This window comes from Solibacillus ferritrahens, assembly GCF_037027585.1.
GTDB lineage: Bacteria > Bacillota > Bacilli > Bacillales_A > Planococcaceae > Solibacillus > Solibacillus ferritrahens.
This window is the reverse complement of record NZ_JAXCLE010000001.1, coordinates 286,054-303,711: the sequence shown is the minus strand read 5'-3', so window position 1 is coordinate 303,711 and position 17,658 is coordinate 286,054. Positions and strand designations below refer to the sequence as shown.

The window sequence follows — 17,658 nt, the reverse complement described above, 5'->3', positions numbered from 1 at the left end:
AACCAACTAATTACCTTAATGTGAAGTGGATGCAAAAAACCATTTTACACAATGTATAGTGCCCTAATAAGTTCGATAAGCGAAAATAGAGGTAAGTTCTGAAATTTAGGAGGGAAATGCATGAGCCAATATGTAGAGTATAACTGGAAGGCAAATGACGAGAAGCATGTATGGCATTCGATGAAACCTTATAACCCGGATGCAACGTTTATTGTGGATAGAGCGGAAGGGGCTTGGCTGACGGATATCGATGGCAATAAATATTTGGATGCGATGGCGGGGCTATGGTGTACGAATATTGGTTATGGGCGCAAGGAAATTGCAGAAGTAGCCTATGAGCAAATGCTTAAAAACTCCTATACACCGCTCACATATGGGCATACTCCGGCAATTTTACTAAGCCAGAAAATTAGCGAGCTGCTTGGCGATGAATATGTCGTTTTCTACTCCAACAGTGGTTCAGAAGCAAATGAGGTTGCATTTAAAGTAGTACGACAATATCATCAGCAAAAAGGTGAAACGAATCGCTATAAAATTGTTTCCCGCTATCGTGCGTACCACGGGAATACAATGGGTGCTTTAGCGGCTACAGGGCAGGCACAGCGTAAATATAAATATGAGCCACTTGCTCCAGGATTTTTGCATGTAGCACCACCTGACCAATACCGCAATCCGGAAGAAATGCACGGTGAAGATCCAACGACATTGCCAAGTGTGAAAAACCTGGACCAGGTGATGACGTGGGAAATGTCTGAAACGATTGCCGCTGTTATTATGGAGCCAATCATAACTGGTGGCGGGGTGATCGTCCCGAATGAGGCCTATTTGCAGGGTGTTCAGGAGGTGTGTAAAAAGCACGGTGCGTTACTCATTATTGATGAGGTTATTTGCGGATTTGGGAGAACTGGGAAAGCATTTGGCTTCCAAAACTACGGAATTAAGCCGGATATCGTCACGATGGCAAAGGGGCTGACAAGTGCGTATATGCCATTATCCGCTACTGCCATCCGTCGCGAAATTTACGAGCAGTTTGTAGCTGAAGGGGACTACGAGTTTTTACGTCACGTTAATACATTCGGCGGTTCACCGGTAGCTTGTGCGGTCGCTTTAAAAAATATTGAAATAATGGAGCGCGAAAATCTATTTGATCAATCTACTATGTTGGGAGAATCGCTCAAGGAAACTTTAGCGGAAAATTTAATTGATCATCCTTACGTTGGGGATATTCGAGGAAAAGGTTTATTGATCGGTATTGAGCTTGTGGAAGATAAAGAAACGAAGGCGCCTCTAGATATCAATAAGGTCAATGCGGTTATTGGCTATTGTAAGCAAAAGGGCGTTATTATCGGTAAAAATGGTGTGACAGTGGCGGACTTCAATAATGTATTAACACTTTCACCACCGCTTTCCATTACGTTAGAGGAAAAGGACTTTATTGCAACGACATTGATAGAGGCATTAAACAGCATTAAATAGAGGAGGACATTCATAATGACAGAAGCAGTTTCGGTAAAAAGATTAACGCATTTTATAAATGGGGAATTAGTCGAGGGAAAAAGCAGAAGCTATTCAAAAGTCTACAATCCAACTACCGGCGAGGTGATTGCTGAAGTACCGATTGCAACAGCTGAAGAAACACGTGAAGCTATTGCAGCGGCAAAAGCGGCTTTTCCTGCGTGGAGAGATTTATCTGTTGCGAAGCGAGCTGAAGTTTTAATGCGCTTCCGCTATTTAATTACGGAAAATATGGAGCAGCTGTTGGATATTATATGTACGGAAAGCGGTAAAACGTTGGAAGACGCGCGCGGGGAAGTGACGCGGGCATTGGAGTCTGTCGATTTGGCGATCGGGGCACCTCACCTTGTGAAGGGGGAGTATTCTGTCAATGTTGGCGGTCAAATTAATGCCTACTCGGCGAAGTATCCGCTAGGTGTCGTAGCTGCTATCTCACCGTTTAACTTCCCGATCATGGTACCGCTGGCGCAAACGTCGATGGCGATTGCTGTTGGGAATGCAGTCATTTTAAAGGCTTCCGAAAAGGTGCCGATGACTTCGCTATTTGTAAGTGAGCTATGGAAAAAGGCAGGCTTACCGGATGGCATTTGGACAGTAGTGAACGGGAGTAAAGAAGCGGTAAATGAGCTTTTAGAAAACCCGACTGTACAGGCAATTTCTTTTGTTGGGTCAACTCCTGTAGCTAAATATATTTACGAAACAGGTGCTAAATATGGTAAGCGTGTCACGGCTCTAGGTGGCGGGAAAAATAATATGGTTGTCATGCCAGACGCAGATTTAGAGCAGGTGGCGAACGCGTTTATTGGTGCTGCATACGGCGCGGCTTCTCAGCGTTGTATGGCAATTTCTACTATTGTGCCGGTTGGTGAAGAAACAGCTGATAGATTAGTAGCGATTTTAAAAGACAAAATAAGTAAGTTGAAAGTTGGCAGCTACACAGAGGAAGGGACGGATTTTGGACCGGTAATTTCGAAAGAGTCCAAAGAAAGTATTTTAAAAGCGATTGATTTAGCTGAGCAGCAAGGTGCAACAGTTGTGAATGATGGTCGTGAATTGGATATTGTGAAAGACTCGGAAGGCTTCTTTGTAGGTCCAACACTATTGGACAATGTAACTAAGGAGATGGATATTTGCGATCAGGAAGTTTTCGGACCGGCTCGAAATGTTGTGCGCGTAGGTTCGCTTTCGGAGGCGATTGATTTCATTAACGACCAGGAGTTGGCAAACGGTGTTACGATCTTTACGAATGATGGTGCTGCAGCGCGTAAATTTACTACGGAAATAGATGTTGGTATGGTCGGTGTTAATGTGCCGATTCCAATTCCGGTAGGCTATCATAACTTTGCCGGCTTTAAAGGGTCACGTTTTGGTGAAGGGCATATGTTTGGTCCTGATCAGGCGCGATTCTTTACAAAGACGAAAACGATATCCGAGCGCTGGCCGGAAACAACAGAAACGACTGCCTCGACATTTGCGTTTCCGAGTAATAACTAAAATAATATGCAAAAACAGCCTGATTCCGGAAAAGGGGGATCAGGCTGTTTTTTATGTAATTGATATTTTATTAGCACAATTGTGGTGGATATTAGAAAATGCAGATGGAATATTAGAAGGTTGAGAGGTGATTTTAGAACAATTTGCACTTATTTTAGAACATGCCGAGGTTTTATTAGAAGATCAAAAATATATTAGAACAACTGAAAATATATTAGAAGTTTTTAAAGTTTATTAGAACATTTTAAGAATTTCCTTGCTGAGATTCTTCGTGGAAATATCGAAATAGCACTTATTATGTCATAAAATGTAACATGAAAAAGGGTTTTTTGTGTAGGTTTTTACGTTATGTCTAAAATGGTTTGTGAAAAAATTACCTTTTGTATATTAATTTTTAATCGAGAATCGAGTAAAGTTAAGTGTATGAAGGAGAAATAGACCTTTTAAAGTTTATTTTAATTATTTAAAATAATTAGATATTATGTTATAAAAAGTAACATATAATAATATATATATTTAATTATATGCTTTATAAAAGTTAAATATGCATCAAAAATCTAAAATAGTATTTTTAATAGTGTAATTGCGTCTTAAATTTATTGAAAATTCAGATTAAAGTGCAAGGCATGGTTTCATCGGTTCATTCTAGAACTTAGCTAAATTACTAGAAAAATAGGAGGGTTTACTATGAAAAAGATCATTACTGGGGGAACAATTGTTACGGCTGCAGATACGTATAAAGGTGATGTGCTGATTGAGGATGGCGTTATCAAGCAGATTGCAGCGAGTATCCAAGACGTGGATGCAGAAATTATTGACGCTACAGGAAAGCTATTATTTCCGGGCGGTATTGACCCTCATACCCATTTGGATATGCCGTTCAACAATACGGTAACAGATGATGATTGGCAATCAGGAACCATTGCAGCAGCTTTTGGTGGAACGACGACAATTATTGATTTTTGTATTAGTGCAGGCTCTCCGACATTAATGGATGCGATTGATACTTGGCATGGCAAGGCAAAGGACAAGGCCGTGATCGACTATGGATTCCACTTAATGATTGGTGATTTAAATGAACAGCGCTTAAAAGAACTACCCGAAGCACTAGAACGGGGCGGGATTAGCTCAATTAAAGTGTTTTTGGCATATGCAAAGGAATTCCAAGCGACGGATCGTACGTTATTCCAGGCGTTTAAAGTCGGGAAGCAATTAGGTGCAACTGTTATGGTGCATTGTGAGAATGGCTCTGTAATTGATGAGCTGGTGGAAGAGGCGAAGGCAAATGGGCAGACGGAGCCGATTTATCATGCATTGACTCGTCCGCCGGAAGTTGAAGGTGAAGCGACTAAGCGTGCGATTGAGCTGGCGAATTTGGCAGGTGCACAGCTTTATGTCGTGCATGTAACGTGTAAAGAAGCGGTCGATGAAATCATTTCTGCCCGTAATAAAGGCTACAACGTTTTAGGTGAAACTTGTCCGCCATATTTAGTGTTGGACCAAACAGCATTGGAAAAGCCGAATTTTGAAGGGGCGAAATATGTATGGTCACCGCCACTGCGTCCTGTAGAGCATCAGGAAGTATTGTGGAATGCACTGAAGGCCAAGCAGCTTCAAACGATTGGTTCTGATCAATGCTCGTTTAGCTTTAATGGCAAGAAAACATTAGGGAAGGATGACTTCTCGAAAATTCCGAACGGTGGACCATTTATTGAAGATCGCTTCTCTGTACTTTATTCGGAAGGCGTAGCAAAAGGTCGTATTACGGAAAATGAGTTTGTTGACATGATTTCTACGCAATCTGCGAAGATTTTCGGACTGTTCCCTAAAAAAGGAACAATTGCGGTCGGTTCGGATGCCGATATCGTATTATTCGATCCAACAGCAAAACGGACAATCTCGGCAGAAACGCACCATATGAATGTTGACTACAACGCATTTGAAGGGCTGGAAATTACGGGTGAGCCAACAAGTGTGTTGGTGCGCGGCGACTATGTTATTCAAGATAAAAAGTTCGTCGGCAAGCTTGGAAGTGGTCAGTATATTCGCCGCGAAGTGAAGAGCTCCACTAAAGTAACTTCATAGCATAATCAATTACGCCTCAGTGTAATTGTGTCCAGATTTTTTTGAGTTCACTCAAAAAACTGTCTTTAAAAAGTAATAACAAATCAAACTGGAGAGGGTTGTTATGAAATGAGCAATAGTTTAGCGAAAAACTTTGAAGAAATATTTGATGGTTTAACAACATACGCAGCAACCGTGGAAGCAAATCGATGTTTGTATTGCTACGATCCACCCTGTGTTAAAGCGTGCCCGACAAGCATTAATATTCCAAGCTTTATAAAGAAAATTGCTTCGAATAATATGAAGGGCTCTGCTCGTGTCATTATGGAGGCGAATCCAGTAGGAGCAAGCTGTGCACGTGTCTGTCCGACAATCGAGCTTTGTGAGGGAGCTTGTGTGTTGAACAGTGAGGAAAAGCCGATACAAATTGGTCACCTGCAGCGCTATGCAACGGATTGGCTTCGTGAATCCGATGTGAATCTGTTTACGCCAAAACCTGCAAACGGTAAGAAAATCGCGATTATCGGAAGTGGACCAGCTGGATTATCTGCTGCACGTGAATTGGCGTTATTAGGATATGGCGTGACAATTTACGAAGCGGATGAAAAAGCAGGGGGCTTAAATTATTACGGCATCGTTTCATTCCGACTGCCGCAGGACGTTGTGGAGTGGGAAGTGCAGCAAGTACAAAACCTTGGTGTTGAAATTAAAACGAGCACTAAAATCGGTGAGGATGTATTAGTTGATGAACTCCTTGCAAATTTTGACCGCATTATTGTAGCGGTTGGCATGGGGAAAGTACCGATGCTGAATATTGAGGGTGAACACTTGGAAGGCGTATATGATGCAATCGATTTTGTGAAAGAGTCGAAAGCTTCGTTTACAGATAAAATGCTAGGCAAAAAAGCAGTCGTGATTGGTGCTGGTAATACAGCGATTGATGCGGCGACGTGTTCAGTTAGATTGGGTGCAGAGCAAGTTCAAATCGTTTACCGCCGTACATCAAAAGAAATGACGGCTTATGATTTTGAATATGATTTTGCTAAACAAGACGGTGTTGAATTTAGATGGTTAACATTACCGAAGCGCATTATAGGTGACGACAACGGCAAAGTAATCGGTATGGAATGCATCAAAATGAAGCTTACGGAAATCGAAGGTGGAAAAGGTACGCTAACTGAGATTCCAGGGTCTGAATTTGTAATTGAAACGGATGCTGTCATTCGGGCGATTGGTCAAGCAAAACAGTATGAGCTAATTGAGCATCTAGGGTTGGCGAATACTCGTGGCGTCATTGATGTAGAGATGAACAGCTTAAAGACATCGAATCCGAAAATCTACGCTTGCGGCGATGTAATCTACGGCAATGGGTACGGTGAAGCGACAGTTGTATCCGCGGCGCAGCAAGGAAAAGATTCGGCATATGCAATTCATTATGAACTAAATGCAAATTCAGAAATCGCATAGGGGGTATTCACATGGCTGATTTAAGTATAAATTTTGCTGGTATAAAGTCACCGAATCCATTTTGGCTGGCATCTGCACCACCGACAAACTCGGGTTATCAAGTTCAGCGTGCTTTTGAAGCAGGCTGGGGTGGCGCTGTATGGAAAACGTTGGGGGACCCTATTTTAAACGTTTCTTCCCGTTTTGCAGCTGTAAGTTTTAATGGTCAAAAGGTTGCTGGATTTAACAATATTGAGTTAATCACGGACCGACCGCTGGAAGTGAACCTTAAGGAAATCTATGAGACGAAAAAACGATTCCCAAATCATGCAATCATTGCCTCGATCATGGTAGAGCCTAAAGCTGAAAAGTGGCATGAAATTGTAAAAAAAGTACAGGATGTCGGGGTCGATGGCTTCGAATTGAACTTTGGATGTCCACATGGGATGGCAGAACGTGGTATGGGTGCCGCATCAGGCCAAGTACCGGAACTGGTGGAAAAACAGACGTATTGGGCAAAAGAATTTGCTCAAGTACCTGTCATTGTTAAGCTGACGCCTAATATTACAGATATCACGGTAACAGCGGAAGCAGCAATACGTGGTGGTGCTGATGCGATTAGTATGATTAATACAATCAATAGTTTGGCAGGAGTGGATTTAAACTCTTGGAATACAATCCCACACGTTGGTAACAAAGGAGCCCACGGAGGCTATTGTGGCCCTGCCGTTAAGCCGATTGCGCTCAACATGGTTGGCGAGTGTGCAAGAAATCCTTATATCAATGTACCAATTTCAGGCATTGGCGGAATTTCGAACTGGCAGGATGCTGCTGAGTTTATACTGATGGGTTCTACAAGTGTGCAAGTGTGTACGGCAGCTATGCACCACGGCTTCAGCATTGTAGAGGATATGATTGATGGCTTAAGTAACTATTTAGATGACAAAGGCTTGGCGTCTGTTATGGATCTAGTTGGAAAAACAGTTCCTAAATACTCGGATTGGGGAGATCTGGACTTAAATTATAAAGTTGTTGCAGAAATCAACAATGATGTTTGTATTAACTGTAATAAGTGCCATATTGCCTGCGAAGATACGTCTCATCAATGTATCGATCTGTATACGGAAGACGGTCGTCCGATGCTGAAAGTTCGTGAGGAAGACTGTGTAGGCTGTAACTTATGTTCAATCGTATGTCCGGCAGAAGGTGCCATTACGATGAAGGAATTAGTGCATACACAGCCGCCAATGACATGGAACGAAAGACAGTCATTAATTTCGGGGTTTGCAGCAAATAGTTCAAGTATTGCAAGGTAGTCCCCTGGTAAATATTTTTAAAGGAATGTATGTCAGCCTAACAGCGTCGCATCGTGCGACAACGGCTGCCTGACCACGTCCTGTGGGCCCAAAAATTGAATAATGAGAGGTGTAGCGATGTCCAATCCAAAAAGCTCGAATAATAATTATTTAAAATCACCTGATTTACTTCCTGTCTCACATGAGAATCGCAGTATTGGAGTGCTCGGCTTTGGCGTTATCTGGGTAGGGATGGCTATTGTACTGGCCGCATTTGCGATAGGTGCTGGCGGAATTATTAATTTAAGTATGCCGATGCTTATCCTTGCGACATTGGTAGGATCGATTTTAATTGGTATTTTTATGGTCGTTATTGGTGATATCGGTGTAGAACACGGATTATCATTTCCTGTGTATATGCGTGCACCGTTCGGAACGATTGGAACACATCTTCCTTCATTTGCACGTGCATTTACGGCATCTTGTTGGTTTGGTATTAATACGTACTTCGGAGCCCTTGCAATCAATGGAATTTTAAATATTATGATAGGCTTCGATAATTGGTTTGTGTGTTTTATTGTCTTTGCGACATTGCAGTTATTCAACGTATCGTTAGGGATTAAATCAATTGAGCGTTTCGCTGATTTTGCTGCACCAATCATCATCTTTATTTCGATTTGGATGTACTTGCAGCTATCGGCTGAAGCAAAGGAACAAGGAAAAGCGGTATGGTCGTGGGTGGAAGCGCCACAAACAGGCTTTGAACAGTTTACGGCATTTATGATTGTCGCTATGGCAATTATGGGCTTCTGGGCTACACTTGCTGCAGATATGCCTACACTTTCACGTCACTTTAAAGCACCGAAAAATGAACGTAACTGGTTCAAACGAAATAAAACACAGTTATTAGGTTCACTCGTTGTTCAGCCTATTTTTAATACGCTGATGATTGTTATTGGCGCGGTATGTTATATGGCTACTGGTTCAGGTGACCCGGTTAACGCACTTCAGCAAGCAGCAGGAGGTATTGTCCTTGTTATGTTATTATCGATGATCGTACTCGCTCAATGGTCGACAAATACTTCCGCGAACGTTATTCCGGCTGCGACGATTTTCTCGAATATCGGCGGCCCGAAAGTACCGTTCTGGGTAGGTGTAGTCATTGCCGGTATTGTAGGGACGATTGTTCAACCGTGGAGCTTGTTTGATATTTTAAATAGCGTTTTACTAGTTGTTGGTGGAATTCTATCCTCTATTGTCGGTATTTTGTTTGCTGATTACTATTTGCTTCGTAAGCGACGAGTAAATGTAAAGGATCTATACGAGATAGACGGACAATATCGTTATTTAAAAGGTGTCAATGTAGCGGGAATTATCGCTTGGGTACTTGGTGGATTAATCGCAAATATTTGGCCATCGTTTTCTTCACTAATCGGCTTCTTTGTAGGGGCGGCAATCTATTATGTGCTGGCGAAATTCTGGTGGTTCAAAAAGTATCCGCAAGCTGAAATTACGAATCCAAGTGATGAGGAGTATTTAGGCATTACAGCAGGACGCAGCTGGGAAATTGATGTGACGCCAGAACCGATTGGTGTTCAACAAACAGCTTCTACAGATTAAACGTAAATGGGGTGCGACGATGTCAGAATTCGAATTTGTGGCAAAAGAAATTTTGCAGATTGATGAATTACTTGCCGATAATTTTATTTTTAAAAGCATACACGAAAATTTAGAAGGTGCCTTCGTTACTTTTATTAATGAAGATAGCAACGAAGAACGTATGCTGCATATTAAAATGGCGGATGCGCGGAAATATTTTTCAAGTAAATTATACGAACAAATCAATAGTTGAATAGGTGATTGCTTGGCGCATTTCTTAAATGAGATGCGCTTTTTTTATATTCTGGAGGTACGGGGAGAGGAGTTTGGATAAAAATATCGGAAAAACTTCCCCTTATTTGCAAATGAGATGCGCCTCTGGAAGAGCAGGGCGGCGGTTTGGATAGAAATAGCGGGAGAAATTTCCCTTATTTAGGGATTTCATTAAAAAACGGTCAAAATAGCGGAAGGAATTCCCTTTATTTACTCGTTTAAGGCTGAAATAGAAGGATTTTTTCATAATAACGGAAGTTTTTACCGTTATTTACGCTAGATATTTGCGTTTCCTTTAAATAACGGAAAAATTTCCCCTTATTTGCTAAAAGCATATTTCGACATGTTTATACATATTTTAAAAAAACAGTGGATGCACTAGTTGATTTCAAGAAAATTTTTCAATGAAGTGGAGGGCTTTTATGGGAGAAAAGAAAGGGACTTTTAAAAAGTGGAAGGAAAAAGTGAATGAGAAAGTCACGACACTTAGCAATAAAACGTCTTTTGCTGTCGACCGTTCTAAACTGCGAAAGCAAATTGGAGTTATTGAAGAAGAAATAAAGGTGCTTAAACAGGAAATCGGAGAAATCGTTAATTTGAATCGAAATAGTTTATTTTCAGTGAGTATGGTGAATTATCAGCTTATGCAAATTGAAGCGAAGGAAAAGGCTGTTGCACTGTTGGAACAGGAAATTGAAGAATTAAATGATCGTAGTAAGGCAGCGGGTGTTGAAGAGGAGTTGATTGGGGAATCTACAGATATTATTGAGGTCACGCAAACGTTTATCTGTGCTAATTGTAACGAGTTTTACGATGAGTCTAAAAATTTCTGTGAGGAGTGCGGCTACAAAATGATCTGATAAAACTTGCCCGACTTTCTAAGTGCATAGAAAGTCGGGTATTTTATTTATATAAAGAAAAAGCTGGCTACAAAGAATAAGGTTATCCTTTGAGCCAGCTTCTTCGTTAAAAGCAGTTATTCCTGCTCTTTCTACTTACGATGTTCTACAAGGTCAATTGCACCCAATACAATATGGGCTAGACCGAAACCGAAAATGGTATTGGCAAGCATCTTGTTCGTACCGATTTTTTGTTTCATCGCATACCCTGTTGCAGTTACAGCTGATCCAAGTACAGTCGGAATTAAACCTTCACGAATATTTTTCATAAAAGCGCCTCCTTCATCGTAGTAGGTTAGGTGATCACAACACCAATATTAGTGTTTGCTCGTTCACGGAAGTATATTCTTTACTTTGTGCAAGTAAATATTGGAAATCCACAATTTAAATGTATTATTATTAATTCAAAGCCAATAATTATTGGAAGAATTAATCCGTATACTTTGTTAGGGATTAGTTAGGCATATTTTTAGCTTGCTCTGCTTGGCCATACATATTGAGCATCGTATTCATATCCTGCTGCGAAAGTTGTGGTACTTGATAATACCCTTTTTTGTTTTGATACAAAGATAATTCGTAGGCCATTTCGATACAGTTTGGTACTGAGTCCTGTAGCACACGACGTACTACTGGGTTTGTACACTCTAAAGCTGCAGCCGTTTTCCCTGCTGCGCCTGCTTTATGACAGCTCAGCATAAAGCCTGAGATGATCGCGTCATTAATTTCGTTAGCAGAAGTAATTGGTTTTTTTGGCTCGCCTGGTTTGATACCATAATTTGTATCATTATTTGTCTGCATGTTGTAGCTGCGTGTTGGGTGCTTTGGATCGTGGCCTGTTTTGTAGGCTTCCATTGTAATGTTGTACTCGTCTAGCATAAATGGGTATTGTCGATCCATAATAGAAAGTAGCTCTGGATCTTGAATTTGGTCACGCAATAAAACGTATTGATTCAATCCGCCGATCATAGCGCTTAGTACTTCGTGAACATCCAGTAATTCATGGGCACCATGATTCATAGAGAAGGGCATTTGGTTATCTTGTGATTGGGATGATTGGGTAAACATTCAGTAACCTCCATATTAAGATTTCGTACGCTCTTATTGTGGAATTGAACAAAATTTTTATACGCATTTTTTTAAAAGAGGGGATGAGGTAAGTGTATTCAAAAAATGAAAGAGGTAGTGCCGGTTTAATTACGATCATTGCCATTATCGCTGTCATTGTCATTGCGGCAATGATTGTCGTACCGAAATACAATAGCTTAGTGACCGGTGAAGAAACGGTGGATGCAGCATGGGCGCAAGTGGAAAACCAGTTGCAGCGTCGATTTGATTTAGTACCGAATTTAGTGAATACCGTAAAAGGTTATGCGAAGCAAGAGGAAGAGATATTTACACAAATTGCAAATGCCCGTACACAATATGGCAATGCAAATACAGTTGGAGAGGCAGCGGAAGCAAACAATGATTTATCTTCTGCATTATCCCGATTATTAGTAGTGATTGAAAATTATCCGACTTTAAAATCGGATGTGCAGTTTACACGTTTAATGGATGAGCTGGCTGGAACGGAAAATCGTTTAGCGGTAGCGCGAAAGGATTATAATGACACGGTGCAGCAGTTTAATAATACTGTGCGTCGATTCCCAGGAAACCTGATCGCGGGCATGTTCAGCTTTGAGCAAAAAGATTACTTTGAAATTAAAGAAGGTGTGGAAGAAGCACCGGCTGTCGATTTTGATTAATAGAATTTTATAAGCAAGGTTCGAAATTTCTAAAAAGGGGGTTGCGTATGAGATGGATTGTCTCGCTTTTCATATTATTTCTGGCTTTTCCGCTTCAGGCGATGGCCGCTATACCGGAGAAGCCAGCTTATAATTCTTACGTTTATGATTATGCGAATGTTTTATCCGATGATGTGGAACAACAGCTGATCCAGTCGGCAAAAGCATTGGAAGGTTCAACAGGAAATGTAATTGTAATGATGACCATTGATACGATCGGTGGTCTGGATGCGTATGAATTCGGAACAGAAACGATTCGGCAATGGGGAATCGGTGGTGCGAACGAGAATAACGGGATGCTGATTTTTGCTACAACTGAGCAAGGTCCAGGAGAAAATGATGTATGGATTACGGTCGGCGGCGGATTAGAGGGCGATTACCCGGACGGCAAGCTAGGCGGTATGATTGATGATTATATGATGCCTTATTTAATGGACGGGGATTATACGAATGCTTTTGCGAATATTTTCTCTGTTTTTTACGAGGAAATGGGTGGCGAAGCAGGGGGTGCTGATTTAGTGAAGCCTGTTTCATCGAGTGATGATGACGGTCTTTCCATTGGCTTTATTATTTTTATCATCATTCTATATTACCTCATTACGAAGTTCGGTGGTGGCGGAGGCCCAGGTGGACGTAGACGTACTGCTCGACGTGTATATCGTAGCGGCGGATTCCCTGGTGCATTTGGCGGCGGTTTCGGCGGTAGAGGTGGCGGCTCTTCTGGCGGAGGATTTGGTGGCTTCGGCGGTGGCGGATCATTCGGCGGCGGAGCAGGTAGGAAGTTTTAGGATTTAAGTGTGGTCTATGGCATCTTACTCTTTAGGGGGTAAGGTGCTTTTTTTGAGATGGAGTGCGGCGGCGGTTTTCTAATATATGCCCGGGATGTTCTAATATGTGATGCGATTGTTCTAATAAAATGTTGATTTGCTAATAAAAGTGTCGGATGTTCAAATAAGTGGGGTTCATTTGCTAATAAGTGTTATTAAAGTGCTAATATGTTAGTTGGAAGTGCTAATATGTTGCAAAGATTTTCTAATAAAAGACTCCCCCATTTCCATTTTCCCCGGCTATAATACTAAAAAAGGGAGGAAACAGCATGATTATTAAATTTTATTCTAAACCGGACTGTGAACTTTGCGTGGAAGGGCTCCATACATTAAAAATTGTCCAGGAAGATATCGACTTTACAATCGAGCACTATAATATTGAAAAAGATGATGAAGTACATGAAAAATATATGCTGATGATCCCTGTCGTTGAGCGGGATGGGAAAGTTATTCAATATGGACAACTTGATTATGCAACATTATATGAGGCGCTCGGAGATTGATGCGAGTGCCTTACTTTTGATGAAAGTCATAATTCCGACAACTATATAAGTTGCAAAACATTATTATACATTTTATAATAAAGGCAGGAATTATTTTTTTTGCCTTAAGTGGGACTGAAAAATAATACGTGGGACAAAATCTGTCCAATATAGTCGAGTAGGTGGTTTTTTGACTGATGTTTCGTTTTTTGCAGCAGAGCGTAAACTAATGCCTGAAATCGATTCTCTCTTTCAAAAGAGGTTTCGTGTATTACAGGCAATATCGACATTCGGACCGATTGGCAGGCGTGCTTTAGTAGAGCAGCTTCAGATGACAGAGCGTGATATTCGGAATGAAACAACTGTCCTTAGTGAGCAGCAATTGATTTCGATTCAGAAAAAGGGCATGATTTGTACGCCAAAAGGGTATGAAGTATTAGAACAGCTTTACGAATTACATCGGGAGCTGTCCGGTATTGTGGCAATGGAACAGCAGCTTACAGAGATGTTCGGGATTGCACGCGTTATTATTGTGACGGGTGATGCGGAACAGGATATGACTGTAAAGCAACAGCTCGGTAAAGAAGCGGCACAGACGTTACTGCAGGTAGCTAACGGCAAAGATCAGATTGCTGTGACTGGCGGAAGTAGTGTTGCTGCGATGAAAGAGTATTTAACAGCAAATACGGTTTTGGGTGATGCGAATTTTATAGCAGCTCGAGGCGGTATGGGTGATGAGATGTCATTCCAAGCAAATACAGTTGTCTCCAAGTTTGCCAAAAGGTGTGGAGCAAAATATCGTACTTTGTTTTTACCAGAGCATTTAAGTGAGCAGGCTTATGAAGCGATGAAGGATGAGCCGATTATTAAAGAGATGATTGAACTGTATGAGCAGGTAAATATTGTCGTTCATGGCATTGGAGCAGCTCAGGAAATGGCACTTCGTCGCAATAGCACATACGAAGAGCAGCAGCTGCTTGAACAAAAAGGAGCCGTTGCGGAAGCGTTTGGCTATTATTTCAATAAAAATGGCGATATTGTTCATCATTTACGTACAATTGGTATTCAGCTTGAGCATGTAAATAAGGCGCAACATGTCATTGCTATTGCGGCAGGCAGAAATAAGGCGGCTGCAATACAGGCTTATTTCAAAAATGCAGTAAAGCAGACGATTTTAATTACGGATGAGCAAACCGCAAATACAATTCTAGAAAAATAAGTTGTTTTTAAAAGTATGTCCATTACACATACTGTTTAAATAATAAATATATTGGAGGAATTTCACATGGTATTACAATTAGCAATTAATGGATTTGGTCGAATCGGACGTTTAGTATTCCGTGAAGCAATGAAGCACGAGGAATTTGAAGTTGTTGCAGTAAATGATTTAACAGATGCCGGGCAGCTTGCACACTTATTGAAGTATGACTCAGTACATGGTGTATACGATGCAGATGTTCAGGCGGAAGATGATGCATTTATCGTAAACGGCAAACGCATTCAAGTGTATTCAGAAAAAGATCCTGCAAAATTACCATGGGGCGAAATTGGTGTGGATGTTGTTTTAGAATGTACGGGTAGATGGCGTTCAATGGAAGAAGTAGAGAAGCATATTCAAGCCGGTGCGAAAAAAGCGATTCTTTCAGCACCAGCAAAAGGCGATATGCCAACTTATGTTATGGGCGTAAATCATACTGATTATGACCCATCAGAGGACGTTATTTCAAACGCTTCTTGTACGACAAACTGTTTAGCACCGCTTGCAAAAGTATTGGATGAACAATTCGGTATTAAGCGCGGTATGATGACAACAATTCACTCGTATACAAATGACCAACGTATCCTTGACTTCCCGCACTCGGATCCACGTCGTGCACGTGCTGGCGCGGTATCAATGATTCCGACAACTACAGGTGCGGCAGTAGCAGTATCAAAAGTATTGCCACAGTTAAAGGGTAAATTGGACGGCTTCTCAATGCGTGTTCCTACACCGAACGTTTCTTGTGTGGATTTAGTTGTAGAGCTAGATAAAGACGTAACAGCAGATTCAATCAATGCCGCATTAAAAGAGGCTTCAGAAGGTCAATTAAAAGGAATTCTTGCCTACAATGAATTGCCACTAGTATCGATTGACTATAACGGTAATCCGGCATCATCAACAATCGATGGCTTATCGACAATGGTTATGGAAAACCGCATGGCAAAAGTAGTAGCTTGGTATGACAATGAAATCGGGTATTCTACTCGACTAATGGATCTAGCGTTATATATCGCTGAACAAGGAATTGATAAAGCGTAAAACAGGAGATTTTGAATTGTAAATTAATTGTGACATACTTTTTGGGGAACAAAGAAAATATGTGACATATTAATTAGAATTTGACATAAAAAGTATAGCCTTTAAAAGGTGTAGACCTTATAATATATAAGGGTAAAAGAGCGGCAGGGAATTACCCGACCGCTCTTTTTTTGGATATAAGAAAATAGGGTACATACATATTGTTTGGGGATTTAAGCGTAATGATTCATCTTCGTCATAAATAATAACGAATACGAGGGAAATCAGAGGTGACACAAGACAGCATTATTGAAGTTTGATACTATTTTAACTAACGAGTATACTATCCACACAATAATTTCACGATCGAATTTAAAGGAGGATTTTCTTTATGTTTTTAAAGAAGTCAATGAATGATGTAGATGTAAAAGGGAAGCGCGTATTTGTACGTGTTGATTTTAATGTGCCAATGGAAGAGGGCAAAATTACGGATGAAACGCGTATTCGTGCAGCCATTCCAACAATTGAGCAATTAGTAGAGAAGGGCGCAAAAGTTATTTTAGCTTCACACCTTGGCCGTCCAAAAGGTGAAGTAAATGAAGATATGCGTTTGACAGCAGTAGGTGAACGTCTTTCTGAATTAATGGGCAAGCCTGTTACGAAGCTTGATGAATCAATTGGTGCAGATGTAGAAGCAGCGGTAAACAATATGCAAAACGGCGACATCATTCTTCTTGAAAACGTACGCTTCCATAAAGGCGAAGAGAAAAACGACGAGACATTGGCAAAAGAGTTTGCAAAATTAGCAGACCTTTACGTAAATGATGCATTTGGTGCAGCTCACCGTGCACACGCTTCAACAGAAGGTATTGCGAAGCATGTACCAGCTGTATCAGGCTTACTGATGGAAAAAGAATTAGATGTATTAGGAAAAGCTTTATCAAATCCGGAGCGTCCATTCACAGCAATTATTGGTGGAGCAAAAGTTAAAGATAAAATCGGTGTAATTGAAAACCTGTTAGATAAAGTAGATCACCTAATTATCGGTGGCGGCTTAGTCTTTACGTTCGTAAAAGCGATGGGTCATGATATTGGTAAATCATTGCTGGAAGAAGACAAAATTGAGTTGGCAAAAGGCTTTATCGAAAAAGCAAAAGAAAAAGGCGTTCAGCTGCACATGCCAGTCGATGCAGTCGTAGCAAACGAGTTTTCAAAAGATGCCGACACAAAGGTAGTAGCAATCGATGCAATTCCTTCTGACTGGATGGGGCTAGATATCGGACCAAAAACAGCGGAAAACTATGCAGAAGTTATTAAACAATCAAAATTAATCATTTGGAATGGACCAATGGGTGTGTTCGAAATGGAGAAATTCGCAAATGGTACAAAAACAGTTGCAGATGCAATGGCAACAACAGATGGCTACACAATTATCGGTGGCGGTGATTCAGCTGCAGCGGTAGAAAAATTCGAAGTAGCATCTAAAATGGACCATATTTCAACAGGCGGCGGTGCATCATTAGAGTTAATGGAAGGTAAGGAATTACCGGGTATTGTTGCATTGAACGATAAATAATTTATAGAGTTAATTTTTAAAATTATTTGTGCCAACACAATATTAGTTGTTTGGAGCGAAGACGGCGACTCCACCGGGAACCGCACAAGGGAGAGCGCAGGGAACAAAAGATAAAAACGCCACGTC

At 41.0% G+C, this 17,658-nt stretch carries 16 protein-coding genes; 14 read left to right on the top strand and 2 right to left on the bottom strand.

Translation table 11 applies throughout. From position 1 onward, the window contains the following. Positions 1-120: 120 nt before the first annotated feature. From SNE38_RS01560 to SNE38_RS01525, 8 genes are all read left to right on the top strand, one after another. The gene (locus SNE38_RS01560; RefSeq protein WP_336045754.1) at positions 121-1,476 is read left to right on the top strand and encodes an aspartate aminotransferase family protein; all 1,356 of its coding nucleotides are present in this window, start codon (positions 121-123) and stop codon (positions 1,474-1,476) included. A 15-nt stretch (positions 1,477-1,491) separates the two neighbouring features. Beyond that, on the top strand, positions 1,492-3,009 hold the full coding sequence (locus tag SNE38_RS01555; RefSeq protein ID WP_336045753.1) for a CoA-acylating methylmalonate-semialdehyde dehydrogenase: 1,518 nt from the start codon (positions 1,492-1,494) through the stop codon (positions 3,007-3,009). Positions 3,010-3,696: 687 nt separating this feature from the next. Next, positions 3,697-5,094: a dihydropyrimidinase gene (gene hydA, locus SNE38_RS01550; RefSeq protein WP_336045752.1), complete on the top strand. Its 1,398-nt coding sequence runs from the start codon at positions 3,697-3,699 to the stop codon at positions 5,092-5,094. Between the two features lie 108 nt (positions 5,095-5,202). Further along, positions 5,203-6,540, top strand: coding sequence for an NAD(P)-dependent oxidoreductase (locus SNE38_RS01545; protein ID WP_336045751.1), 1,338 nt, complete (start codon positions 5,203-5,205; stop codon positions 6,538-6,540). A gap of 11 nt (positions 6,541-6,551) precedes the next feature. Then, positions 6,552-7,835, top strand: coding sequence for an NAD-dependent dihydropyrimidine dehydrogenase subunit PreA (gene preA, locus SNE38_RS01540; protein ID WP_336045750.1), 1,284 nt, complete (start codon positions 6,552-6,554; stop codon positions 7,833-7,835). Positions 7,836-7,952: 117 nt separating this feature from the next. After that, on the top strand, positions 7,953-9,434 hold the full coding sequence (locus SNE38_RS01535; protein ID WP_336045749.1) for an NCS1 family transporter: 1,482 nt from the start codon (positions 7,953-7,955) through the stop codon (positions 9,432-9,434). A gap of 19 nt (positions 9,435-9,453) precedes the next feature. After that, a complete protein-coding gene (locus tag SNE38_RS01530) occupies positions 9,454-9,666 on the top strand; it encodes a hypothetical protein (protein WP_191704371.1) in 213 nt (70 codons plus the stop codon). A 442-nt stretch (positions 9,667-10,108) separates the two neighbouring features. Further along, entirely contained in the window at positions 10,109-10,546 is a 438-nt protein-coding gene (locus SNE38_RS01525) for a nucleotide-binding protein (protein ID WP_336045748.1), read from the top strand. Between the two features lie 131 nt (positions 10,547-10,677). On the opposite strand, the gene SNE38_RS01520 is transcribed toward SNE38_RS01525, so the two are convergent. Further along, positions 10,678-10,854, bottom strand: coding sequence for a hypothetical protein (locus SNE38_RS01520; protein ID WP_008406370.1), 177 nt, complete (start codon positions 10,852-10,854; stop codon positions 10,678-10,680). A gap of 184 nt (positions 10,855-11,038) precedes the next feature. After that, positions 11,039-11,650 carry a spore coat protein gene (locus tag SNE38_RS01515; RefSeq protein WP_191704369.1) on the bottom strand — a complete coding sequence of 204 codons (612 nt, stop codon included), beginning with the start codon at positions 11,648-11,650 and terminating at the stop codon, positions 11,039-11,041. Positions 11,651-11,742: 92 nt separating this feature from the next. Here SNE38_RS01515 and SNE38_RS01510 point away from each other — a divergent pair, with 92 nt between their 5' ends. From SNE38_RS01510 to SNE38_RS01485, 6 genes are all read left to right on the top strand, one after another. Beyond that, the gene (locus SNE38_RS01510; protein ID WP_336045747.1) at positions 11,743-12,330 is read left to right on the top strand and encodes a LemA family protein; all 588 of its coding nucleotides are present in this window, start codon (positions 11,743-11,745) and stop codon (positions 12,328-12,330) included. 47 nt (positions 12,331-12,377) lie between these two features. Then, positions 12,378-13,157, top strand: coding sequence for a TPM domain-containing protein (locus tag SNE38_RS01505; RefSeq protein ID WP_336045746.1), 780 nt, complete (start codon positions 12,378-12,380; stop codon positions 13,155-13,157). A 308-nt stretch (positions 13,158-13,465) separates the two neighbouring features. Beyond that, complete coding sequence (locus tag SNE38_RS01500) at positions 13,466-13,699, top strand: glutaredoxin family protein (RefSeq protein WP_191704366.1); 234 nt, start codon at positions 13,466-13,468, stop codon at positions 13,697-13,699. Between the two features lie 169 nt (positions 13,700-13,868). Beyond that, entirely contained in the window at positions 13,869-14,897 is a 1,029-nt protein-coding gene (locus SNE38_RS01495) for a sugar-binding transcriptional regulator (protein WP_336045745.1), read from the top strand. Positions 14,898-14,963: 66 nt separating this feature from the next. Then, the gene (gene gap / locus SNE38_RS01490) at positions 14,964-15,977 is read left to right on the top strand and encodes a type I glyceraldehyde-3-phosphate dehydrogenase (RefSeq protein WP_336045744.1); all 1,014 of its coding nucleotides are present in this window, start codon (positions 14,964-14,966) and stop codon (positions 15,975-15,977) included. A gap of 370 nt (positions 15,978-16,347) precedes the next feature. Further along, on the top strand, positions 16,348-17,532 hold the full coding sequence (locus SNE38_RS01485; RefSeq protein ID WP_336045743.1) for a phosphoglycerate kinase: 1,185 nt from the start codon (positions 16,348-16,350) through the stop codon (positions 17,530-17,532). The last annotated feature ends 126 nt before the right edge of the window (positions 17,533-17,658 follow it).